Source organism: Aeromonas sp. s3, assembly GCF_040907805.1.
GTDB classification, from domain to species: Bacteria; Pseudomonadota; Gammaproteobacteria; order Enterobacterales; family Aeromonadaceae; genus Aeromonas; species Aeromonas dhakensis.
Map to the genome: position 1 here is coordinate 54,317 of NZ_JBFOCQ010000028.1, position 20,413 is coordinate 74,729.

Here is a 20,413-nt window from a genome sequence, read left to right on the forward strand (position 1 = left end):
TGAGTTACAAACAGCTTTTCCTTAGTGTGCCCAAGGTTATCGAAACATTGCAATCAGGTTATGGCCAGTTCACCACCAGGTCAGGCCAGAGCCGTTGCCACTCCTTGGCCTTGACCCGCTCGGTAAAGACCCGGCTCTCCTGGCGGCAGCGCGGGTTGGGATCCACCTGCAGGGACCAGTTGGGGGCAAAGCCGTAGGGGGCCAGCCACTCGAATGAGTCGTCTGCCAGCAGCCGGACCCCGATGCAGGTGGGCACCTCCACCCAGTGACTGAGGGCCGAGAGCGAGCTGGTGAAGGGGGGCACCAGCTGGCGCAGATGCATGCGGGCCTGGTTGCGCACCTCCCACTGCTGGCCCGGCATCCTGACGGCAAGCCAGGCTTCGTGATCGGCCTCCTTTAATCCAGTCGGATCAGCACTGTCCAGATAGATAAGGTCGATGTCGTTGAGGGCCGTGGGCTCTACCTTGTGGTGCAGATGATCCCAGATGAGGTTGCGGATAAAACCGGCCCCCAGCGCCCAGTCGGGCAGTGCCAGTTCACGGGCTGCCCGCAGGCAATCCATGCGCTGGTCATCGGCCCGCAGCAGGGCTTCGGTCTGCGCCTGCAGGTCGGCTTCCCGGGCGCTCTGGCGAAGGTTGAACGCTTGCGTGTGGTGACGCGTCTGGGGGTCAGCCGGCATTGCGGCGCAACCAGACGTCGATGTAGCTGCAGCTCGGTACTATGGTGAGCCCTTCCGCCTGGGTCCAGTCGTAGAAGGTGCGCGCCAGCTGATCGGCGATCCCCTGTACCCTGAGCTCGGGCGGGACGAAGGTGCTGTAGGCGTCGATGGTCTTGGCATCGAGCCGCCGGTAACGCAGCCTGGACTCCTTGCCATCCACCACACAGATGAATTGCTGCTGGTTGGCCTGATGAATGATCTCGCTCATGCTTGCTCCTCGGTACGGGGGATGGGGTTATCTGACCATGTCGGCGCCCCTTTGCCAACTGTTCGGGGTCGCTTACACTGCGAGCCCGGCCGGGTACATACCCGCTAGCCAAGGTATAGAACAGTTCACGAAGGATGGATCCCATTATGGCTTTTGCCACGCTGGAAGAGTTGATCGGCAATACCCCCCTGCTGACGCTGCGTCGCATCAATCCCTACCCCGGTGTCACCCTGCTGGTCAAGCTGGAGGGCAACAACCCGGCCGGCTCGGTCAAGGACAGGCCGGCGCTGAACCTCATCAAGTGTGCGGAGGCGAGCGGTCACTTAGCGCCTGGGGCCCGCCTGATCGAGGCCACCTCCGGCAACACCGGCATCGCGCTGGCCATGGTGGCGGCGGCGCGGGGCTACCGGATGCGGCTCATCATGCCAAATACCATGAGCCAGGAGCGGCGCGATGCCATGCAGGCCTACGGCGCCGAGCTGGTGCTGGTGGAGGGGGGCATGGAGGCCGCGCGCGACCTCGCCATGGCCATGCAGGCGCGGGGCGAGGGGCTGGTGCTCGATCAGTTCAACAACCCGGCCAACCCGGATGCCCATTACCTCTCCACCGGCCCCGAGATCTGGCGCCAGAGCGAGGGGGCTGTCACTCACTTCGTCTCGGCCATGGGCACCACGGGCACCATCATGGGGGTCTCCCGCTACCTCAAGGAGCAGAACCCGGCGGTGCAGGTGATCGGCCTGCAACCGGCCGAGGGGAGCCAGATCCCCGGCATCCGGCGCTGGCCGGCGGCCTACCTGCCCGCCATTTTCGAGCCCGCCCGGGTCGACCGGGTGCTGGACGTCACGCTCGACGAGTCCCTCGCCATGATGCGCCGGCTGGCGCGGGAGGAGGGGATCTGCTGTGGAGTCAGCTCGGGCGGCGCCGTGGCTGGCGCCCTGCGGGTGGCGGCAGAGATCAGACAGGGGGTGGTGGTGGCCATCATCTGCGATCGGGGGGATCGCTACCTCTCTACCGGGGTGTTCAGCGACGATCAGGGGTGAGAGCCTAGGTCGGCGTGCTGATTAACATGATATGTATCAACAGCTTGCTGATACATTGCACTGTGTACCGCTTGTAACAATCAATCCTGCCGGCAGGCTTGATTCCATTTGCCTCCTGCTTGACACTCGGCCTCTTTTGTTGACCGCTGCAAACAGGAGCGTCCCATGACCTTGTCTTCCTCTCTTCGTGTTTCTCTGCTTGGCCTCTGTCTGGCCACGGCAGGCTGCACCGTCGAACCCTATGCCTATCAGTGTGGCGACAAGCAGTGCTCGGTGACCGATCACAAGGGGCAGAAACAGGATCGGCCGCTGGACGAGGTGAAACCCGTCTGGGAGCGCAAGCAGGAGCGGGAAGAGGCAGTGCGCCGCAACAAGGAGTCCATCTGGCGCGAGAAGGCGCCCGAAGATGGCGGCAACTACGGCGCCGGCGCCACCATCCGCTGGTAACAGGCGGCCCCGCGAGACGGGGCCGCCTGCCTGATCACTCCCAGGTCTGCTCCAGCAGGGCCAGCAGCTGAGCCCGGTCGGCATCCTTGCGGTTGTAGAGCAGGGCGCCGTCGTTGATGGCGAGATCGCGGATCTCGGGCAGCAGGCCCTTGTCGGTGAGACCCGCCTCCCGCAGGGTGCGCGGCAGCTTCACCGTCTCCCACAAGGTATTGCGCAGCGCCTGCAACGCCTCGATGGCGGCCTGGGGCCGCACGGCGGCCGGGGTCGCGGCAAAGCGTTCGGCCCCTACCAGCGGCAGCAGCAGGCGGGCCAGCTCGGGGTCTATGCCCGGCCGGTTGTAGTCGAGCACGGTGGGCAGGAAGAGGTTCATGCACAGGCCGTGGGGTAGGTGGCAGCGGGCTCCCAGGCTGTGACCGAGGGCGTGCACCAGTCCCACCATGGAGTTGGAGAAGGCCATGCCCGCCAGGGTGGATCCCTCTGCTAGCTGCAGCCGCAGCTGCTTGTCCTGCGGGTTGCTCAGCACCTGGGGCAGGGCGTTGGCGATCTTCTCCACCGCCATCAGGGCCAGGGCGTCGCTGACCGGGTTCTTGGCCGTGCCGATGAAGGCCTCGATGGCGTGGGTCATGGCATCCATGGCGGTGGCGGCGGTGATGTTGAGCGGCAGCCCCTGGGTGAGGCGCGGATCCAGCACCGCCAGCTGGGGCAGCAGGAAGGGGGAGGTAAAGGGCACCTTGCGCCCGCTCGCCTCGTCCTTGATCACCGCTACCAGGGTCACCTCCGAGCCGGTGCCCGCCGTGGTGGGCACCACCGCCAGCGGCTGCAGCGGCCGGGTCAGGCAGCCGGCGCCGGCGTAATCGAGCAGCCGCTCCCCTCCCATGGAGGCTAGGATGTTGACCGCCTTGGCAGTATCGATGACGGAGCCGCCCCCCAGCGCCACCAGGCTGTCACAGCCAAGCTCCCGGTGACGGGCCGCGATCCGCTCCACCACGGCGGTGGAGGAGTCGGCCGGGATCTCGTCCCAGATGGCGGCCACCGGCAGCTCTCCCTCGGCCAGCACCCCGGCCAGCAAGGTAGCCAGCCCGGTGCCACTGACCCCCTTGTCGGTGAGCAGTAGCGGCCGGCGCGCCCCCAATCCCACCAGCTCGCCGGCCAGTTGCTCCAGCGCCTGCTCACCCGCGATCAGTTTGACCGGACAGAAAAAATCGTAATAGCGACTCATAGGCTCATCCTCTCGTTCAGCCGGTCAACAGACCCAGGTAGATGTGGCAGGCCCGGCTCAGCTTGTGGCTCGGGTCCGGATAGTGGCGCAGCAAGGGGCGGGCGATGAAGGCGGGCAGGATCAGCGCCTGCAACTGCTCCAGCGCGCGCACCAGGTGCATGGCGACGGTGAGATCCCCCTCCACCAGCAGGCGGTTCTCGCTGAACGCCTGATTGACCCCGAGCCGAAAGCTGAGGGCGCGAAAGGCAATGGCGGGATGCTTGAAACGTACCCGCAGCGGGTGCAGAGCGCCGGCATCGGGGGCGGGGCCGCTCTGCCAGCGGCCGTCCGCTTTGTGGATGGTTAAGCCCTGGGCCATGCCGCCCACCTCCAGCCGGATGGTGAGCCCGTCCGGCAAGGGGGCCAGCTCCCGGCGCACCGCCTCGTCGACCCGGGCGGCGCGGCACAGGGTGCGGCCGATGATCCAGAGCAGGCTGGTTATCCAGAGCCGGCGGCCCAGCGCCGCCAGGGTATCAAGGTGTCGGTTGTGCATACGCGTGAACTCCCGAGATGGCGGACCAGAACAGGGCGAAGGCACTGGCTTGCCAGTGAGCGTCCCGTCCCAGTTCAGGTTGGTCGACAAACAGGGAGGCGCAGGCCAGGAACTGGCCCTGGCACACCTCCAGCATCAGGGCCGGTGGGGCTTGCATCAAGTCGCCGCTGGCCTGGCCCTGGGCCAGCAGGCGGGGTAAAAAGCGCAGGGTGTCGCTCAAGATCTGGCTGCGCAGCGGGCGAGCCAGCAGGGGGGAGTGGAAGAAACCCAGCACGAACTTGAGCTCGTGGGGGTGGGCCTGCATCCAGGTCATCGCCTGGCTCCAGTAGTGGTGCGCCTGCTCCTTGAGGGGCAGGGTGGCGTCTGCCTCTGTGATGGCGGCGCCGAGGCGCTGCTTGATGTCCTGATAGAGGCTCTGGATCAGCACCTCCTTGCTGGGAAAGTGGTGAAACAGGGTGCCATTGGCCACTCCCGCCGCCTTGGCGATGCGGGCGGTGGCGGCCCCCTGCAAACCATCTTCGGCACACAGGGCAAGGGCGGCATCCAGGATCTGGCGACGCTTGTCGGTCACGGGCGTATTCATATTCATCTCGTCAACGTAAGAACAGGGCCATCATCAGCCGCTGGTGCCAGCGCCGATAGGGAGGGTGCACCATGGTGCCGGTGCTGAAGCGCCCCCGGCTCAGCACGGTCTTGGCCTTGGAGAAGGTGAGAAACCCCTCGTGGCCGTGGTAGTGGCCCATGCCGGAGGCGCCGATGCCGCCGAAGGGCACGTCGTCGGCCGCCACCTGGAACAGGCTGTCGTTGATGGCCATGCCGCCGGAGTGGGTCTCCTGGATCACCTTTTGCTGCAGAGCGGGATCCAGGCTCATCAAGTAGAAGGCGAGCGGGCGCGGCCGCGCGGCTATGTAGGCGAGCGCCTCGTCCAGCGAGTCATAGGGCACGATCGGCAGCAGCGGGCCGAAGATCTCCTGCTGCATCAGCTGGCAGTGGTTCGGCACCTCGGTCAGCAGATGGGGTAGCAGGCGGTGGGCGCCATCGTCGCGAGCCGGGCTGCCACAGGGGTGGATCTGGGCGCCAGCTCGCTCCGCTTCGGCCAGCCAGCCGGTGAGCCGCTCATACTGGCGGCCGTTGATGATGGAGCCGTAATCCGCGCTGGCCAGCCCCTGGGGATAGAGACGGGCGAAGTGATCGCGATAGGCTTCGACAAAGGCCTGCTCCTGGCCGCGCGGCAGCAGCACATAGTCGGGGGCGACGCAGATCTGGCCGGCGTTGAGGCTCTTGCCGAAGATCATCCGCTCCACCGCCAGCGCCAGCGGCATGTCGGGGGCGATGAGGCAGGGGCTCTTGCCGCCTAGCTCCAGGGTGAGCGGGGTGAGCTGGGGGGCTGCCGCGGCCATCACCAGCCGGCCCACCGCGGTGGAGCCGGTAAACAGCAGGTGATCGAAGGGCAGGGCGCTGAAGGCAGCCGCCACCTGGGCATCGCCTTCAATCACCATTACCTCGCGCTCATCGAAGACGCCATCCAGCAGCTCGCGCAGCACCCGGTTGGTGTGGGGGGTAAATTCGGAGAGCTTCAGCATGGCGCGGTTGCCGGCGGCGATGGCGCTGATGAGGGGGCCGAGGCTCAGCATCACCGGGAAGTTCCAGGGCACTATGATGCCGACCACCCCGAGCGGCTGATAGAACACCTCCACCCGGGCCGGCGCCAGCAGCAGGCCGGTGTGGCGGCGGTGCGGGCGCATCCAGCGCTTGATCCGTTTCTGGGTGTAGTTGATCTGCATGACGCAGGGGAGGATGTCGGCAATCATGCTGTCGTAGTCGCTACGCTGGTCATAGTCTTTGGTCAGGGCGTCGCACAGCGGTTGCTTGTGGGCGATCAGGGCGCGCTTGAGCTGGCTGAGATGGGCTCTGCGCTCGCTCAGGCTCGGCATGGGATTTTGCTGACAGGCGTCTCTGAGTTTGGCCAGTCTGGCCGGGAGCGACAACTTGTCGGCGGCCTCCTGCAACTGCATCGCTTCCATGGCATACCCCGCTGATAAATGGACCGACTGATTGGTCGGTCTAAATCTAGCTGCGTGTTAATCAAATGTAAAGTTCGGTGTGCTGGTTGGGCATGGCGCACGGGTGACTCACCCGGCGACTGTGCTGGCTACCACATTTTCGTGGATCCAGGGTTGGTGAATTATCCAATAAGAGGTAGTTTTGGCTATCAATCGACAAGGAGAGAGCACGATGACCAGGGAACTGAACAGCTTGTTGGCCCGCCTCGAGGATGTGGTCGAGCGGATGCCGGATTGCTTCAACACCTATGAGTTTGCCCAGAAGCTGGCGCTGCAGCATCAGCGCGAATTTTTTGCCGCGGGTCACTCCCTGGCCGAACAGGAGGGGCGCCTGCTGCGGGTGCTGCACGAGAAGATTGCGGAAGCCCTGGCCGGCAGCGACAAGGTGATAGAAGGGGCGCTGCTGCCTTGTGTCACCCCCTGGGGGGAGCGGGCCACCTCGCCGCGCTGGCATCGCAAGCACTGAACCATCCGTTGAATCAACAACAGAACAGGGCCCGTCGTGGGCCCTGTTCTGTTGTTGCTGTCACTGGGTCAGGCGGCGCGCCTGCCAGTAGCGGCTGTTCCAGTAGACGTTGTCGAGGCGCGAGCGGATCACTCCCTTGCTGGTGGAGGCGTGGATGAACTCCCCGCCGCCGGTGTAGACACCGACGTGGTATTGCTGCCAGCCGGTCTTGAAGAAGACCAGGTCGCCGTGTTGCAGCCGGTAGCGATCGACCGGCCGGCCCAGGTTGGCCTGGGATTCGGTGGTCCTCGGCAGATTGAAACCCATCACCTGCTGGTAGGCGAGCTGGGTGAAGGCGGAGCAGTCGAGACCGGCCCGATCCGAGCCGCCCATGCGATAGGGGACGCCGCGCCACTGCTGATAAAAGCCTTCAAAGGCGCTGCTCTGCTGGCGCGGTGGGGCAGGCTCGGGCGTGCTGGAACAGGCAGCCAGCAACAGGGCCAGCAGGGGCAGCAGCAACTTGCAATCCATGGGGGCTCCTTCGAGACGACAACCTCTCCATCATAAACGGGGTTTGGGGCTCGAACATAGCCTTGCCTGCAAGAAACCACCTGTTGCTACCTCAAAAGAGGCGCGAATGGAGAGGGTTATAATATTGTTTGTATTCATTTGAATAATATTTCCTGATTATCTTGAATGAGTATTTCAATATTAAAGTAGTTATTCCAATCAGCCTGACAATGAAATGATAATTAACCTTGTTGACGTCACCCCGTGATCTGTGTCACGTTCTGTCTCAGGGCTAATTCGTTATGATGACGCCATGAAATAAATGGCAAGGGACCCCGCCATTTTCACCGCCAATATGACGGCAAAAAACAAGATATCTCTGGGTATATTCCCGCAACTGGTTCACATAATAATATTCAGTCAATGACTGGCGTTGGCTGACAATATCACCAGACAGAGGAGGGCCGCCCCATGATATCCGGTCCATAGCAGTGAGTGTTCCCTCGCACCAGGATGCCTGCGGCATCTGGCTGTTGTGCCATCGTTCAGGCCGATGAGCGCGACGTTAAAGCCAATGGGTACCATGCGAGGTTCAAGGCGCAGTCAGGCGGCCTTGAGGGAAGATCGCCATTAGGTCGCGACTCCCGTGTAATAGCATCGGCGCATGCCGAATCGTCCACCTTAGATCGCCTCGCGATCCTTGTTCTGTCAACCATAAATACCTTCGCCACCCGCTGTTAATTCACGGCGAAAATAATGAATGTCATGACAGACAAGCAGAATAACGCCCCGAAATATAACCGTGAATAATATGGTTATGCCATATTTGTTCGCTGTTTAAATAGCTTGGCGTGATTCGACAAGGAGATAACAATGAAAAACAAAAAACCACGCAAATTCATCACGCAAGCTCCCGCTCTCAGTCTGCTCGCGCTGGCCTTGTTGGCAGGCAGCGTGCAGGCCGAAGATATTGGCGAGCGCACCGACCAGGGCACCGCCATGCTGGCCAGTCTGCAATCCGAACAGGGGCTGATTTACCTCAATGCCGACGTCTGGCTGAAGGGGCAGGGGGCGACGTCGCTGATGACCCGGGAGCAGCTGCGCGAGCGGGTGCTGGAACGGGGCGAGCGCCTGTTCATCGATTTCAGCGCCGTCACCGACAAGGCCGAGCGGCAGCAGGCCAGAAAGGCCATGGAGCAGCTGGCTGGCATCTCTTTTGATGCCGACTGGGTACTGGTGTCCGGCTACAAGGGGGAGTTGCTGTTCACCCCGCTGGGGGGCGTCGATGACCCGGCCTTCTATCAGGTGATGGAGCGGGTCGACAGCCTGGAAGGGCAGGGCAAGCGCCACAAGCGCTCGCTGACCCAGCCGCCTGCCGCCGAGGCCGGTCTGCCCCACGTGGCCTTCTACCTCAACGTCAACCGCAAGATCAGCGATGCCGAGTGCACCTTCCCGCGTTCGCGCACCTGGAGCCGGGGTGATCGGCTGTTCTGCGATTCGCCGAACATCTCGCTGGTCTACCGGGTCAACCTGGAGCGCTCCCTGCAATTTGGCAACACCGGCTCCGCCACGCCGGATGCCAAGATAGTGCGGATCTCGCTGGACGAAGAGTCGGCCGGTGCCGGCATCCAGCTCAACGAGGATCTCAGCTGGAGCGAGAATATCGCGGACTACCTGCTGCTGGACGGCTGGGCTCGCGACTATGCCACCGATGCCATCGCTCAGGATTATCGCTTCAGCATAGAGGCGTCCAACACCAAGGCGGCGGTGCTCAAGAGCCTGCCGACCAACCTCAACAGCAAGTACGAGCATCGCGAGATCTCGGGCTTCGAGGTGGGGGTCACCGGCGGGGTCGAGGTGAACAAGGATGGGCCCAAGGCCAAGCTGGAGGCCTCGGCCAAGTTCAGCCAGCAGCGCCAGCTCGCCTACAACACCCAGGATTACCGGGTTGAACGCTCGGCGCCGAACGCCCAGAAGGTGAGTTTCAGCTGGGTGCGCGATCAATACGCGACCGCGGAGTCCCTGCTCTCCTCCAAGACGGCCACCGTCTGGGGCATGGGCTACGATGTGGATCACAACCGTATCCAGCCGCTCAGCTACAAGGGCTTCGTGCCGAATCTGGACGTCATCTACAAGGCAGCGCCGGACGAGACGGGCAGCACCGAGTTCAAGATCGACTCCTCGGTCAACATCCGCCCCATCTACACCGGCATCTACAAGCACTACTACGTGGTGGGGGCCCATGTCTCCTTCCAGGGCTTCGAAGATACCGACAAGCGCAGACGGGTGACGGCCTCCACCAGCTTCAAGGTGGACTGGAATCACCCGGTGTTTACCGGCGGTCGCCCGGTCAACCTGCAGCTGGGGGGCTTTGACAACCGCTGCCTGAGCGCGGATGCGAACCACGGTCTGAGCGCGGTGACCTGTGACGAGACCTCGGCCGCCCAGTCCTTCATCTATGACCAGTACGGCCGTTACGTCAGCGCGCAGGATACCCGCCGCTGCCTGGACGGCAACAACCTCGGCCAGCTGCAGAGCTGCAGCCTGAGCCTGGGTCAGCGCTGGGAGTGGAAAGCGGACAGCGATGCGCTCAGCAACCTGAGTGCCCATCAGCTGCTGGGTCACGACAAGCAGAGCGGAGCGCTGGGGCTCTACGACGAGAACGGCAATCCGCAGAATGTGAGCGTACGGACCCTGACCTCCTACACCCGCATCTTCGGGCCACCGGCTAGTCACTGACAGAGCAGGGCCTTACGCCCATGACAACAACGCCGGCACGTGCCGGCGTTGTTTATGGGAGTGAGCTTCAGCCCTTGTTGTCGATGAGCGGGGCGAGCAGCTCCGCCAGCTTGTAGAAGGTCTGCACCCGGGTGGTGCTGGGGCGCCACACCAGCCCGATCTCGCGGTAGGGGTGCTCCCCCGGCAGCGGAATGGCCACCAGATCCGTGTTGTCGAGGATGCCGGCATCGATGGCCATCTGCGGCAGGAAGGTGGTGCCGAGCCCGGCGCCGACCATCTGCACCAGGGTGTGCAGGCTGGTGGCGGCAAACGGGTTGATCTTGCTCTTGTCCCGCAGCCGGCAGGCGCTCACCGCGTGTTCGGTGAGGCAGTGTTCCCGCTCCAGCAGGAAGATGCTCTGGTTGGGCAGCTCCTTGTAGTCGAACGGGGTGTGCAGGCTGGCCGCCATGCTGGCGGGCATCACCATGTGGAAGGGGTCCTGGCCGACCGTCTTGCAGTGAAAACCGCCGATCTCCACCGGCAGCGCCAGGATCAGCAGGTCGAGCTGGCCCTGCTCCAGCTGCTTGAGCAGGTTGGTGGTGGTGTCTTCACGCAGCAACAATTCCAGCTCAGGATAGGTTTTGCCGCACTCTTGCAGCAGCTTGCTGAGCAGGAAGGGGGCTATGGTGGGAATGCAGCCGAGGCGCACCGTGCCGTGCATGACGCCCCCCTGATGCTGGCCGAGTTCCATCAGATCCCGCGCATCGGAGAGCAAATTGCGAGCCCGCTCGACGATTTCCATGCCGACCGGGGTCATAATGAAGCTCTTGTGGTCCCGCTCCACCAGTTGCAGGTTCATCATGTCCTCCAGGGTCTGGATCCCGGTACTCAGGGTCGACTGGCTGACATGACAGGCCTTGGCGGCGCGGTTGAAGTTCTTGTGCTCGTCGAGAGCGACCAGATATTGCAGCTGTTTCAGGCTGGGCCAACGTTGCATAGGAAAACCCGATTAATGCTATCTATTTAATTTGATTTAACTAATCTACCATCGGGGTTATAGTTTGTCGCTTTAATTAGACGGACTTGGCTCTAGGTAGCCCAATCCTGACAGGATTGTTCACTTCACATAAAGAGGAATTGAATATGGTATTGGTAGGCCGTCCCGCACCCGATTTCACCGCTGCTGCCGTTCTGGGCAATGGCCAGATCGTTGACTCCTTCAACCTGGCATCCCACATCAAGGGCAAGGCAGCCGTCCTGTTCTTCTATCCGCTCGATTTCACCTTCGTCTGCCCGTCCGAGCTGATTGCCTTCGATCACCGTCTGGAAGAGTTCAACAAGCGTGGCGTGGAAGTGATCGGTGTTTCCATCGATTCCGAGTTCTCCCACAACGCCTGGCGCAACACCAAGATCGAAGACGGCGGCATCGGCCCGGTCAAGTACCCGCTGGTTGCCGACATCAAGCACGAAATCTGCAAAGCCTATGACGTCGAACACCCGGAAGCCGGCGTGGCATTCCGTGGCTCCTTCCTGATCGACAAGAACGGTGTCGTTCGTCACCAGGTTGTCAACGATCTGCCGCTGGGCCGCAACATCGACGAGATGCTGCGCATGGTCGATGCCCTGCAGTTCCACGAAGAGCACGGCGAAGTGTGCCCGGCTCAGTGGGAAAAAGGCAAAAAGGGCATGACCGCCTCTCCGGACGGCGTTGCCAAGTACCTGTCCGAGAATGCCGCTTCCCTGTAATCGGGTCGGTACACCGGATAATGAAAAACCGATGCCCAGGCATCGGTTTTTTTATGGCCGTAATTCGGCACTCTCGTTTCACAATGTTGGCCAGCAACCCTTGTCCAGCAACGCTTGCTCAGCAGGATTGCCGTTGCCGGCTACGTGCCGATAAACGGCAGGCATAAAAAAGCGCGCCCTTTGGCGCGCTTTTGTCATCCAGCTCCGGACTACTCGTCAAAGATACCGAAGTGATCCTTGGCGAAGTTGACCCGTTGCTCCACGTTCATCTTCACCTGACCCAGCTTCTCGATGGTCTTGAGGTTGGGCACCAGGCCGCGGCCGTTGGCGATCTGGATGGCGAGGCCCGGACGGGCGTTGAGTTCCAGCAGCATGGGGCCGCGGAACTTGTCCAGCACCATGTCGGTCCCGATGTAGCCGAGGCCCGACATCTCGTAGCAGGAGGCCGCCAGGGTCAGCAGGGTGTCCCAGTGGGGCACCTTGAGATCGTACAGATCGAGGCCGGTATCCGGATGGTGGCGGATGGGTGAGCCAAACTGTACCGCCCGCAGAGCGCGGCCGGTGCGCAGGCACAGACCCACCCCCACGGCGCCCTGGTGCAGGTTCGCCTTGCCGTCGGAGGCGGCGGTGGAGAGGCGCATCATGGCCATCACCGGGAAGCCCTTGAAGATGATCACCCGCGAATCGGGTACCCCTTCAAACGAGTAGCCGTCGAATACGTCATCGAAGTTGATGAGCCCTTCCACCAGCGCCACGTCGGGTTTGCCGCCCAATGAGTAGAGCCCCGCCAGGATGTTGGAGACATGACGCTCCAGATCCTGGCCGTTGCTGGCGCTGCCGTTCGGCTTGTAGAAGAGGCCGTCCTCCTGGCGCAGGATCACCAGGATCCCCTTGCCGCCGGAGCCGCGCGCCGGCTTGATGCAGAAGCCCGGCCAATCCTTCACCAGCTCGGTGATGCGGCTCACGTCGTGCTGGGCACGGATGGTGCCGATCAGTTCCGGCACCGTCACCCCCGCATCCAGCGCGATGCGCTTGGTCTGCAGCTTGTCATCCACCAGCGGATAGAGGCTGCGCGGATTGTAGCGACTGATGTAGGAGTGGTTGCGCTTGTTCATGCCGAGGATGCCTGACTGAGACAGGCTCCACGGGGTGGTGTACTTTTCCCAGAACCACATCTGTTACTTGTCCTTATCCGGGGTGGCACCGGAGCGCATCTCGTCCACCAGCGGCTTGAAGCGCTTGAGCTCGCTCAGCTTGTAGCCGGTGTAGTTACCCATCAACAGCACGGTCGCCATCAGCACCAGCTGCAGACCGAGGAAGTTGAAGGTGAGGTGGCGGATCAGTTCGTTGTCCATGGCCAGGTAGGCGATGATGGCCACCAGCAGGGAGCCGCCGCCCTGGCGGAACACCTCTTTCGGACCCTCTTCTTCCCACAGGATGGACATCCGCTCGATGGTCCAGGAGAGGATGATCATCGGGAAGAAGGTGATCTTCATGCCGTCGGTCAGCCCCAGCTTGAAGGCGAACGCCGAGAAGATGCCGATCATCGAGATCACCATGATGATGATGGCCGATATCCGCGCCACCAGCAGCAGGTTGAGCCGCGACAGGTAGGAACGGATCACCAGACCCGTGCCGACGATGAGCAGGAAGCCCACCAGACCGGTGATCAGCTGGGTCTGGATGAAGGCGACCGCGATCAGCACCGGCATGAAGGTACCCGAGGTCTTGATACCGACGATGACCCGCAGGAACACCACCATCAGCACGCCGATGGGGATCAGCAGCAGGCCCTTGAACAGGGTCTGCTCTTCCAGCGGCAGGCTGTGGATGGAGAAGTTCATCATCTCTGATTTTTCAAACTTCTGGGCCAGCGCCACGCTTACCGGTTGCTCCTGCGCGATCATCGAGAAGCTCACCTTGGAGTTGTGGCCACCGGTCACGTCCAGCAGGGCACCGGAGTTGTACTCCCACAGCAGCAGGTTGGCCGGGCGGCCCTGTTCACCGGTTTGCGGGTTGAACAGCTTGTAGTCGGTCGGGCTGTTGAACACCTGCAGGTAATCCACCAGCTCCTGACGACGGCGGCCGTCTTCCAGGCTCAGGGCATGGACGACACGGGCCGGTACGTCGGCGTTGTTGAGCAGCTCGGCGATCAGGTTGGCGCGGCTCTTGTGCTTTTTCAGCAGCTCGGCGTTCTGCTCCTGCTTCTCGATCTCCTTGATGATCTCGCGAGTCAGGGTGTAGCCGTCGGCGGAACGCTCCTGGGCACGCTCCAGGATCTGCTGCATGGCGGTGGCGTAGGGCTCGCTCTCGATCTGCTTCTCGATGGCCGGCGGCTGCGGGTTGGCAGCCGGCTTGGCATGGGCATCGGCCATCATGTCGACGCGGTAGTAGAGCTCCTGACGGCCGGAGGCGGTGCGGATCGACCATTCGGCGCGGGCATCGCCATCCTTCTCGACGAAGGAGAGGCCGTAACCCGGGCTCGCGGCGTTCTCGTTCATCAGGGTGAAACCGGGCTGGGTGCCCGGAATGGCCAGGGAGGCGATCACCGGCTCGCCGGTGGCCTCGAACTCCAGCTTGGCTTCGATGGACCAGATCTGGCGTTTTTCACCCGGCGTGAGCGGTACGTCCAGCGCGATGTGGTGATAGAACGTCATCCCCAGGCCGACAATGTACAGCAGGGCAACCAGCAAATAGAACGGCTTACGGGAAACCATGGATTATTTCACATCCTTGAGCTTGGGTTTTGGTTGGATATATTCGCGGGCCACATCAACCACGGCGATGTCTTTCAGGAATTCACGACCCAGCAGCACGGGGAAGGCCATGTCGCTGCGATCTTTCAGGGTAAATTCGGCCTTCTCGGTCATGTCGCCGATACGTACGGCGAGGCGTACCACAGGGCGGCGGTCGAGATCGTCGGCGGAGGCCTGACGCACCCGCACGTGGCGCACCAGCGGCGCTTCAATCTGGATCTTGTCGTCCATCTCCTGATGGCTCAGGAAGAAGCGCACCCAGTTCTTGCCGTTGCGCTCGAAGATGGTGATGTCCTGGGCGCTGATGGAGGAGGTGGTGGCACCGGTATCGACCCGCGCCTGGAAGGCGTCGTTGGCCGCGTCAACCCAGATCCACTCCGCCTCGCCGACCAGCAGCTTGCCGTCGACGGTGTGACCCTGGCTCGGGGCCTGGCACTTCTCGGTCGGGATCGCCATGGGTTTGGGCGGCTCGGGCGGCAGGTGTTCCAGCTTGCTGCCGACTTTGTTCACGGACTCTTTCATGTTGTTGACATCAGTGTTGAGCTGAACCAGCAGGTGCTGTTGCTGCACATACTGCTTCTGTTGCTGTTCCATGGATGTTTGCAGGCGCTGCTCGCTCAGATTGATCTCGTTGCGAAGCTCGGCCAGCGTCAGGGTAGGTACCGGGGGCGCTTTTTCCATCGTGACACACCCGCCGAGACTGAGCAGGGAGAGCAGGGTCATTCCTTTTAATTTGCTTTTCATGTCATTCATTTAACTGTGCTTCCTGGAATTGGGTCAGTGTAACTTCCACCGCGGCCATCGGCTAGTCTTTGGCCTTTCTGGCAATCAGTACGGCACGTTTGGGTGCCGGGTGTCCTTCTACCGTGAGTGCCGGATTGGCTGGATCCAGATAATCACTCAGGGATTCATTAATCATCCAGTCGGTACGACGCTGTTCGTCCGTGCTGGTCATATTCTCGTCGACTATCCGCACATCGGTGAACCCGCAGCGCTCGACCCACAGCTTGAGCGCTGCGCTGGAAGGAATGAACCAGACGTTGCGCATCTTGCCGTAGCGATCGGTGGGCATCAGCACGTCGTTGACGCCGCCGTCGATCACCAGGGTCTCCAGCACCAGCTCGCCGTCGTCCTTGAGCTGGTTGCGCAGCTGCTCGATGTGCTCGATGGGGGACTTGCGGTGATAGAGCACCCCCATGGAGAAGACGGTGTCGAACGCCCGCAGCTCCGGCAGCTCCTGAATGCCGAGCGGCAGCAGGTGGGCGCGCTGGTCGTTGCCGGCGAAGTGGCGAATGGCCTCGAACTGGCACAAGAACAGCGGACTCGGATCGATGCCGACCGCCAGCTTGGCCCCTTCGCCCACCATGCGCCAGAGGTGATAGCCGCTGCCGCAGCCCACGTCCAGCACGTAACGGCCTTTGAGCGGGCTGATGTGGGGCAGCACCCGATCCCACTTCCAGTCGGAGCGCCACTCGGTGTCGATGTGGATACCGTGCACCGTGAACGGACCCTTGCGCCAGGGCATGAAGTGGCGCAGCAGGCTCTCCACCTTCTTGCGCTCCCCTTCGCCGAGGCTCTCGGCCGAGCCGATTTCGACCCGACTTGTCAGCTCGACGTGGCCGGGAGCGACCTGCGGCAGCTTGTTGAGGGCGCGGTTCCAGCGCGGCAGATCGCCGTGCTGGTTGTCATGTTGCCAGGCGTGCAGCTGGGCGGGCAGGGTGTGCAGCCAGTGGCTCAGCCGGTTCTTGGCGATCAGCTGATAGAAGTTGGCAAAGTCGATCATGGCTGGGCAGGCTCGCTCGATTTGATGGCGATCATGGAGCCGAAGTTGAAGCACTGGAACCAGAGATCCTGATGGACGAAGCCGGCCTCTCGCAGACGGGCCTGATGTACCGGCAGGCTGTCGGTGCGCATCACGTTCTCAAGGGCGGTGCGTTTCTGGCTGATCTCCAGCTCGCTGTAACCGTTGGCACGCTTGAAGTCGAGGTGCAGGTCGATGAGCAGCTCGTTGACCTGCTCGTCCTCGAAGCGGAACTTCTCGCTCAGGATCAGGATCCCGCCCGGGCGCAGGCCGTCAAAGATGCGCTGGATCAGGGCGGCCCGTTTCTCGGGCGCGACGAACTGCAGGGTGAAATTGAGCACCACCACGGAGGCGTTCTCAATCTCGATGTCGCAGATGTCCGCCTCGATGAGCTCCACCGGCACCTCGGACTTGAAGCCTGAAAGGTGGGCGCGGGCCCGCTCGATCATGGGGTGGGAGAGATCCACCGCCGTGATGCGGCAGCCGGGCTGGGCAACATGGCGACGCATCGCCTGGGTGGCGGCACCCAGGGAGCAGCCGAGATCGTAGAGCCGGCTCTCGGGCTGGGCGTAGCGGGCGGCCATCATGCCGATGGCGGAGATGATGTTGCTGTAACCCGGCACCGAGCGCTGGATCATGTCGGGAAAGACATCGACGACCTGTTCGTCAAAGCAAAAATCCCCCAATCGGGCGATGGGGGCGGCAAAAATCTGATCGTGCATGCTGGCGCAACCTGACAGCCGGTGCGCGAACCGACTGTTTTGTTCAATTGAATCGTTGGGTGACACCCGTCCGGGTCGTGTCGTCACCGGTTCACGAACGGGGTGGCGGGCCTTGAGATCCATCGGGCCGCTTCCGTTCGCAATGGACCATCATCCTGGTCCTTTTGATGGGCTGCGCCCTGGGCGACAAGCGGTTGTCGTCAAGGGGCGTCGGGGCCCTGTTACCGGAGCCGGATGCTCGCCTGCAATCAAGTGCGATGGGCGGGCAGACCGGGTCCTTGCATGGGGCGCTAGTGTAGAGGAAAGGCGGCCGTTTGTCTTGACGCCAAGCCCCGTCAGATCAGAAAAAAACGGCTTTTTTTCGCGCCGAAGCGGGGGCGGCGAAAGCGCCGCTCAAAAGGGCAGCACGCCCTGGCGCGCGCGATCGTTTTCCCCCGGCCAGGGGGCCATCTCCTGCCCCAGCAGGCGGGCCACCTGACGGGCCAGTTCGGGGGCCTGGGCGTTGTCGGCAGTATGTATAAAGAGGTAGAGATCTTTTCCCTCCGCCAACCACTGACGCCAGTGAGGGAGCCAGCCTGGCAGGAAGGGGTGGTTGTCCTCGGGATGTGGCAGGCCGATGAGCCGCACCACGGGGGCGTTGGCGGTAGCCAGCAGGTGCACCGGCAGCCTCGGCTTCTTGCCCTGGGCATCGATCATGGCCGCCGAGGTGGCGGGCACCGAGAAGAGCGGCCGGCTGTCGAGCATGATGCGGTTGATGCCTCTCTCCATCAGCAGCCGGTTCAACTGCCGCTCCGCCTCGCCCTTGGCGAAGAAATCGGGGTGGCGCACCTCGAGGGCATAGCGAAATGCCGGTGGCAGCCGTTCGAAGAAGGCCGCCAGGCGAGGAAGACCGTCGGGTCCAAAGCGGGCGGGCAGCTGCAGCTTGAGCTGCCCCAGTTTGTCATGCAGGGGGGCCAGCAGGCGGATAAAGTCGCTCACTTGCTTGTCGGCGCTCACCAGATCGCTCTGGTGACTGATGGTTTGCGGAAACTTGAAGCTGAAACGAAAGCTAGCTGGCACCGCATCGGCCCAGCGCCGGACCGTATCGGGGGTCGGCGAGGCGTAGAAGGTGGTATTGCCTTCCACCGTGTTGAAGACCCGGGCATAGTGGGCGAGGTGCTCGGCGGGCTTGGCGCCCACCCCCAGCAAGTGACCGGGCCAGGCCGGGTGCGACCATTGTGGCAGGCCCAAAAAGAGGCTCATGAGGGATCCTGTCTGCGGGTTTGTCTCGATTTTCCCCTTTTTTTGCCCCGGGATGTAAAAAACAGGGCAAAGGAGGCTGCTGGCCATTTTACCCAAATGGGGGTTTTCCTCTATAATGCCAGCCCTTTTGTTTGCCAATTTGTTGTGACTCACGCCGCTGTACGCATATTGTGACGACGGCAGCGGCCATGATGCGGCCAAACAACAATCGCTTGCCGATGCCCTCCGCCCGACAACCCGGCCGCTTGTCAGCCGCCTCTGGTCGAGCCGATATCGGCGGCAGGTGTCCGATCCCGGCGGTCGGACGGTACGAGACAGATTTCAAACCGGGCAAGAAGCAGGATCTGGCCAGCTGTGAGACAGACGGTGCTTGCCAGTCGTGCCCGGCGACCCAGGTTAACCGTCTCTCTACAATTTCGAAGGAAGAAGTCCATGCGCTCTATCTATTGCGGACAGGTCAATGAGGCCCATGCAGGGCAGACCATTACATTGTGCGGTTGGGTCCATCGTCGTCGCGATCTGGGCGGCCTCATCTTTATCGACATGCGCGACCGGGAAGGGATCGTGCAGGTGTTCTTCGATCCGGACAAACCGGACGCCTTTGCCCTGGCCTCCGAACTGCGCGGCGAGTTCTGCATTCAGGTCTCCGGCGTGGTGCGCACCCGTCCCGACTCCCAGCGCAACAGAGACATGGCCACCGGCGCCATCGAGGTGTTTGCCCACGAGCTCACCATCATCAACCGTGCCGAGCCGCTGCCGCTGGACTTCAACCAGGTCAACAGCGAAGAGGTGAGCCTCAAGTATCGCTACCTGGACCTGCGTCGTCCCGAGATGGCCAAGTACCTGAAGACCCGCGCCAAGGCCAGTGCCTTCGTGCGCCGCTTCATGGACGAGCACGGCTTCCTCGACATCGAGACCCCGATGCTGACCAAGGCCACCCCGGAAGGGGCCCGTGACTACCTGGTGCCGAGCCGCGTGCACAAGGGCAAGTTCTACGCCCTGCCGCAGTCCCCCCAGTTGTTCAAACAGCTGCTGATGATGTCCGGCTTCGACCGTTACTACCAGATCGTCAAGTGCTTCCGTGACGAAGACCTGCGTGCCGACCGCCAGCCGGAATTCACCCAGATCGACGTGGAGACCTCCTTCATGACCGCACCGCAGGTGCGTGAAATCATGGAAGAGATGATCCGCAAACTGTGGCTGCACATCCTGAACGTGGATCTGGGCGACTTCCCGATCATGACCTTCGACGAAGCCATGCGTCGCTACGGCTCCGACAAGCCGGACCTGCGTCTGCCGATGGAGCTGGTGGATGTGGCTGATCTGCTGACCGCGGTCGAATTCGCCGTGTTCGCCGGCCCCGCCAACGATCCGAAAGGCCGCGTGGCTGCCCTGAAAGTGCCGGGCGGCGCCGAGCTCTCTCGCAAGCAGATCGACGAGTACACCAAGTTTGTCGGCATCTACGGTGCCAAGGGCCTGGCCTGGATGAAGGTCAACGAGGCCGCCAACGGCATCGAGGGCGTGCAGTCCCCGGTGGCCAAGTTCCTCTCCGACGCCATCGTGCGCGAGATCCTGGCCCGCACCGGTGCGATGGATGGCGACATCATCTTCTTCGGCGCCGACTCCAAGAAAGTGGTGTGCGATGCCATGGGCGCCCTGCGTCTGAAAGTGGGCCGCGATCTGGGCCTGCTGGAGAACGTCTGGAAGCCGCTGTGGGTCATCGACTTCCCGATGTTCGAGGAAGATGGCGAAGGCGGTCTGGCTGCCATGCACCACCCGTTCACCGCGCCGAGCGGCCTGAGCCCGGAGCAGCTGAAAGCCAACCCGGTAGGCGCTTACGCCAACGCCTACGACATGGTGATCAACGGCTACGAAGTGGGTGGCGGTTCAGTGCGTATCCACAACAGCGAGATGCAGTCCACCGTGTTCGACATCCTGGGGATCACCCCGGCCGAGCAGCGCCTGAAGTTCGGCTTCCTGCTGGATGCCCTCAAATACGGTACCCCGCCGCACGCCGGCCTGGCCTTCGGTCTGGACCGTCTGAGCATGCTGCTGACCGGTACCGAGAACATTCGGGACGTGATTGCCTTCCCGAAAACCACGGCGGCCGCCTGTCTGATGACCGACGCCCCCAGTTTTGCCAACCCGACCCAGCTGGGCGAGCTGGCGATTGCGACCACCGTCAAGGGTGACGAATAAGCCTTTATCGGCAACCAGGGCCGCAGCAATGCGGCCTTTCCCGTTTC

The 20,413-nt window shown here is 62.5% G+C and carries 20 protein-coding genes; 6 read left to right on the plus strand and 14 right to left on the minus strand.

Going from position 1 to position 20,413, the window contains the following annotated elements; genetic code table 11:
• Nucleotides 1-58: 58 nt before the first annotated feature.
• Nucleotides 59-679, minus strand: a complete 621-nt coding sequence (locus AB5Y98_RS15320; protein ID WP_368232213.1) for a nucleotidyltransferase family protein — start codon at nt 677-679, stop codon at nt 59-61.
• Nucleotides 669-926, minus strand: coding sequence for a GNAT family N-acetyltransferase (locus tag AB5Y98_RS15325; RefSeq protein ID WP_005299077.1), 258 nt, complete (start codon nt 924-926; stop codon nt 669-671). The genes AB5Y98_RS15320 and AB5Y98_RS15325 overlap by 11 nt, the downstream gene beginning before the upstream one ends.
• 134 nt (nt 927-1,060) lie before the next feature.
• On the opposite strand from AB5Y98_RS15325, the gene cysM reads away from it, so the two are divergent.
• Both cysM and AB5Y98_RS15335 read left to right on the plus strand, forming a co-directional pair.
• Nucleotides 1,061-1,966: a cysteine synthase CysM gene (gene cysM / locus AB5Y98_RS15330; protein WP_368232214.1), complete on the plus strand. Its 906-nt coding sequence runs from the start codon at nt 1,061-1,063 to the stop codon at nt 1,964-1,966.
• A 165-nt stretch (nt 1,967-2,131) separates the two neighbouring features.
• Nucleotides 2,132-2,413: a hypothetical protein gene (locus tag AB5Y98_RS15335; RefSeq protein ID WP_368232215.1), complete on the plus strand. Its 282-nt coding sequence runs from the start codon at nt 2,132-2,134 to the stop codon at nt 2,411-2,413.
• A 34-nt stretch (nt 2,414-2,447) separates the two neighbouring features.
• On the opposite strand, the gene AB5Y98_RS15340 is transcribed toward AB5Y98_RS15335, so the two are convergent.
• From AB5Y98_RS15340 to AB5Y98_RS15355, 4 genes are read right to left on the minus strand one after another with little or no spacing between them, the layout of a single operon-like run.
• Nucleotides 2,448-3,632, minus strand: a complete 1,185-nt coding sequence (locus AB5Y98_RS15340) for an iron-containing alcohol dehydrogenase (RefSeq protein ID WP_368232216.1) — start codon at nt 3,630-3,632, stop codon at nt 2,448-2,450.
• 16 nt (nt 3,633-3,648) lie between these two features.
• Entirely contained in the window at nt 3,649-4,164 is a 516-nt protein-coding gene (locus AB5Y98_RS15345) for an SCP2 sterol-binding domain-containing protein (protein WP_017766102.1), read from the minus strand.
• Nucleotides 4,145-4,747, minus strand: a complete 603-nt coding sequence (locus tag AB5Y98_RS15350) for a TetR/AcrR family transcriptional regulator (RefSeq protein WP_226009621.1) — start codon at nt 4,745-4,747, stop codon at nt 4,145-4,147. Before AB5Y98_RS15350 ends, AB5Y98_RS15345 begins: the two co-directional genes overlap by 20 nt.
• Before the next feature lie 10 nt (nt 4,748-4,757).
• Entirely contained in the window at nt 4,758-6,188 is a 1,431-nt protein-coding gene (locus AB5Y98_RS15355; protein WP_368232217.1) for a coniferyl aldehyde dehydrogenase, read from the minus strand.
• Between the two features lie 211 nt (nt 6,189-6,399).
• On the opposite strand from AB5Y98_RS15355, the gene AB5Y98_RS15360 reads away from it, so the two are divergent.
• Nucleotides 6,400-6,693 carry a hypothetical protein gene (locus tag AB5Y98_RS15360; RefSeq protein ID WP_005299095.1) on the plus strand — a complete coding sequence of 98 codons (294 nt, stop codon included), beginning with the start codon at nt 6,400-6,402 and terminating at the stop codon, nt 6,691-6,693.
• 60 nt (nt 6,694-6,753) lie between these two features.
• Here the strand turns inward: AB5Y98_RS15360 and AB5Y98_RS15365 are convergent, their stop codons facing one another.
• Nucleotides 6,754-7,203, minus strand: a complete 450-nt coding sequence (locus tag AB5Y98_RS15365) for a C40 family peptidase (RefSeq protein ID WP_005299102.1) — start codon at nt 7,201-7,203, stop codon at nt 6,754-6,756.
• Between the two features lie 852 nt (nt 7,204-8,055).
• On the opposite strand from AB5Y98_RS15365, the gene ahh1 reads away from it, so the two are divergent.
• Complete coding sequence (gene ahh1 / locus AB5Y98_RS15370) at nt 8,056-9,921, plus strand: hemolysin Ahh1 (protein WP_368232218.1); 1,866 nt, start codon at nt 8,056-8,058, stop codon at nt 9,919-9,921.
• Nucleotides 9,922-9,988: 67 nt separating this feature from the next.
• On the opposite strand, the gene AB5Y98_RS15375 is transcribed toward ahh1, so the two are convergent.
• A complete protein-coding gene (locus AB5Y98_RS15375; protein WP_005299110.1) occupies nt 9,989-10,897 on the minus strand; it encodes a hydrogen peroxide-inducible genes activator in 909 nt (302 codons plus the stop codon).
• 146 nt (nt 10,898-11,043) lie between these two features.
• Here AB5Y98_RS15375 and AB5Y98_RS15380 point away from each other — a divergent pair, with 146 nt between their 5' ends.
• Entirely contained in the window at nt 11,044-11,646 is a 603-nt protein-coding gene (locus AB5Y98_RS15380) for a peroxiredoxin C (protein WP_005299113.1), read from the plus strand.
• A 209-nt stretch (nt 11,647-11,855) separates the two neighbouring features.
• On the opposite strand, the gene AB5Y98_RS15385 is transcribed toward AB5Y98_RS15380, so the two are convergent.
• The 6 genes from AB5Y98_RS15385 to AB5Y98_RS15410 all read right to left on the minus strand — a co-directional run bounded on the left by AB5Y98_RS15385 (nt 11,856) and on the right by AB5Y98_RS15410 (nt 18,167).
• On the minus strand, nt 11,856-12,821 hold the full coding sequence (locus AB5Y98_RS15385) for an alpha-L-glutamate ligase-like protein (protein WP_010634493.1): 966 nt from the start codon (nt 12,819-12,821) through the stop codon (nt 11,856-11,858).
• A gap of 3 nt (nt 12,822-12,824) precedes the next feature.
• A complete protein-coding gene (locus AB5Y98_RS15390) occupies nt 12,825-14,363 on the minus strand; it encodes an inactive transglutaminase family protein (RefSeq protein WP_368232219.1) in 1,539 nt (512 codons plus the stop codon).
• Between the two features lie 3 nt (nt 14,364-14,366).
• Nucleotides 14,367-15,125: an ATP-dependent zinc protease gene (locus AB5Y98_RS15395; RefSeq protein ID WP_010634492.1), complete on the minus strand. Its 759-nt coding sequence runs from the start codon at nt 15,123-15,125 to the stop codon at nt 14,367-14,369.
• An 82-nt stretch (nt 15,126-15,207) separates the two neighbouring features.
• Nucleotides 15,208-16,185, minus strand: coding sequence for a tRNA 5-methoxyuridine(34)/uridine 5-oxyacetic acid(34) synthase CmoB (gene cmoB, locus AB5Y98_RS15400; protein ID WP_019838556.1), 978 nt, complete (start codon nt 16,183-16,185; stop codon nt 15,208-15,210).
• Nucleotides 16,182-16,925 carry a carboxy-S-adenosyl-L-methionine synthase CmoA gene (cmoA, locus tag AB5Y98_RS15405; RefSeq protein ID WP_017781833.1) on the minus strand — a complete coding sequence of 248 codons (744 nt, stop codon included), beginning with the start codon at nt 16,923-16,925 and terminating at the stop codon, nt 16,182-16,184. Before cmoA ends, cmoB begins: the two co-directional genes overlap by 4 nt.
• Before the next feature lie 393 nt (nt 16,926-17,318).
• The gene (locus AB5Y98_RS15410; RefSeq protein ID WP_017786556.1) at nt 17,319-18,167 is read right to left on the minus strand and encodes a DUF72 domain-containing protein; all 849 of its coding nucleotides are present in this window, start codon (nt 18,165-18,167) and stop codon (nt 17,319-17,321) included.
• A gap of 432 nt (nt 18,168-18,599) precedes the next feature.
• Here AB5Y98_RS15410 and aspS point away from each other — a divergent pair, with 432 nt between their 5' ends.
• A complete protein-coding gene (gene aspS, locus AB5Y98_RS15415) occupies nt 18,600-20,366 on the plus strand; it encodes an aspartate--tRNA ligase (RefSeq protein WP_368232220.1) in 1,767 nt (588 codons plus the stop codon).
• The last annotated feature ends 47 nt before the right edge of the window (nt 20,367-20,413 follow it).

Bases quoted from the DNA above. Each gene is read 5' to 3' on its own strand.
- AB5Y98_RS15320 (WP_368232213.1), bottom strand. From the start codon at position 679: ATGCCGGCTGACCCCCAGACGCGTCACCACACGCAAGCGTTCAACCTT.
- AB5Y98_RS15325 (WP_005299077.1), bottom strand. From the start codon at position 926: ATGAGCGAGATCATTCATCAGGCCAACCAGCAGCAATTCATCTGTGTG.
- cysM (WP_368232214.1), top strand. From the start codon at position 1,061: ATGGATCCCATTATGGCTTTTGCCACGCTGGAAGAGTTGATCGGCAAT.
- AB5Y98_RS15335 (WP_368232215.1), top strand. From the start codon at position 2,132: ATGACCTTGTCTTCCTCTCTTCGTGTTTCTCTGCTTGGCCTCTGTCTG.
- AB5Y98_RS15340 (WP_368232216.1), bottom strand. From the start codon at position 3,632: ATGAGTCGCTATTACGATTTTTTCTGTCCGGTCAAACTGATCGCGGGT.
- AB5Y98_RS15345 (WP_017766102.1), bottom strand. From the start codon at position 4,164: ATGCACAACCGACACCTTGATACCCTGGCGGCGCTGGGCCGCCGGCTC.
- AB5Y98_RS15350 (WP_226009621.1), bottom strand. From the start codon at position 4,747: ATGAATACGCCCGTGACCGACAAGCGTCGCCAGATCCTGGATGCCGCC.
- AB5Y98_RS15355 (WP_368232217.1), bottom strand. From the start codon at position 6,188: ATGGAAGCGATGCAGTTGCAGGAGGCCGCCGACAAGTTGTCGCTCCCG.
- AB5Y98_RS15360 (WP_005299095.1), top strand. From the start codon at position 6,400: ATGACCAGGGAACTGAACAGCTTGTTGGCCCGCCTCGAGGATGTGGTC.
- AB5Y98_RS15365 (WP_005299102.1), bottom strand. From the start codon at position 7,203: ATGGATTGCAAGTTGCTGCTGCCCCTGCTGGCCCTGTTGCTGGCTGCC.
- ahh1 (WP_368232218.1), top strand. From the start codon at position 8,056: ATGAAAAACAAAAAACCACGCAAATTCATCACGCAAGCTCCCGCTCTC.
- AB5Y98_RS15375 (WP_005299110.1), bottom strand. From the start codon at position 10,897: ATGCAACGTTGGCCCAGCCTGAAACAGCTGCAATATCTGGTCGCTCTC.
- AB5Y98_RS15380 (WP_005299113.1), top strand. From the start codon at position 11,044: ATGGTATTGGTAGGCCGTCCCGCACCCGATTTCACCGCTGCTGCCGTT.
- AB5Y98_RS15385 (WP_010634493.1), bottom strand. From the start codon at position 12,821: ATGTGGTTCTGGGAAAAGTACACCACCCCGTGGAGCCTGTCTCAGTCA.
- AB5Y98_RS15390 (WP_368232219.1), bottom strand. From the start codon at position 14,363: ATGGTTTCCCGTAAGCCGTTCTATTTGCTGGTTGCCCTGCTGTACATT.
- AB5Y98_RS15395 (WP_010634492.1), bottom strand. From the start codon at position 15,125: ATGACCCTGCTCTCCCTGCTCAGTCTCGGCGGGTGTGTCACGATGGAA.
- cmoB (WP_019838556.1), bottom strand. From the start codon at position 16,185: ATGATCGACTTTGCCAACTTCTATCAGCTGATCGCCAAGAACCGGCTG.
- cmoA (WP_017781833.1), bottom strand. From the start codon at position 16,925: ATGCACGATCAGATTTTTGCCGCCCCCATCGCCCGATTGGGGGATTTT.
- AB5Y98_RS15410 (WP_017786556.1), bottom strand. From the start codon at position 18,167: ATGAGCCTCTTTTTGGGCCTGCCACAATGGTCGCACCCGGCCTGGCCC.
- aspS (WP_368232220.1), top strand. From the start codon at position 18,600: ATGCGCTCTATCTATTGCGGACAGGTCAATGAGGCCCATGCAGGGCAG.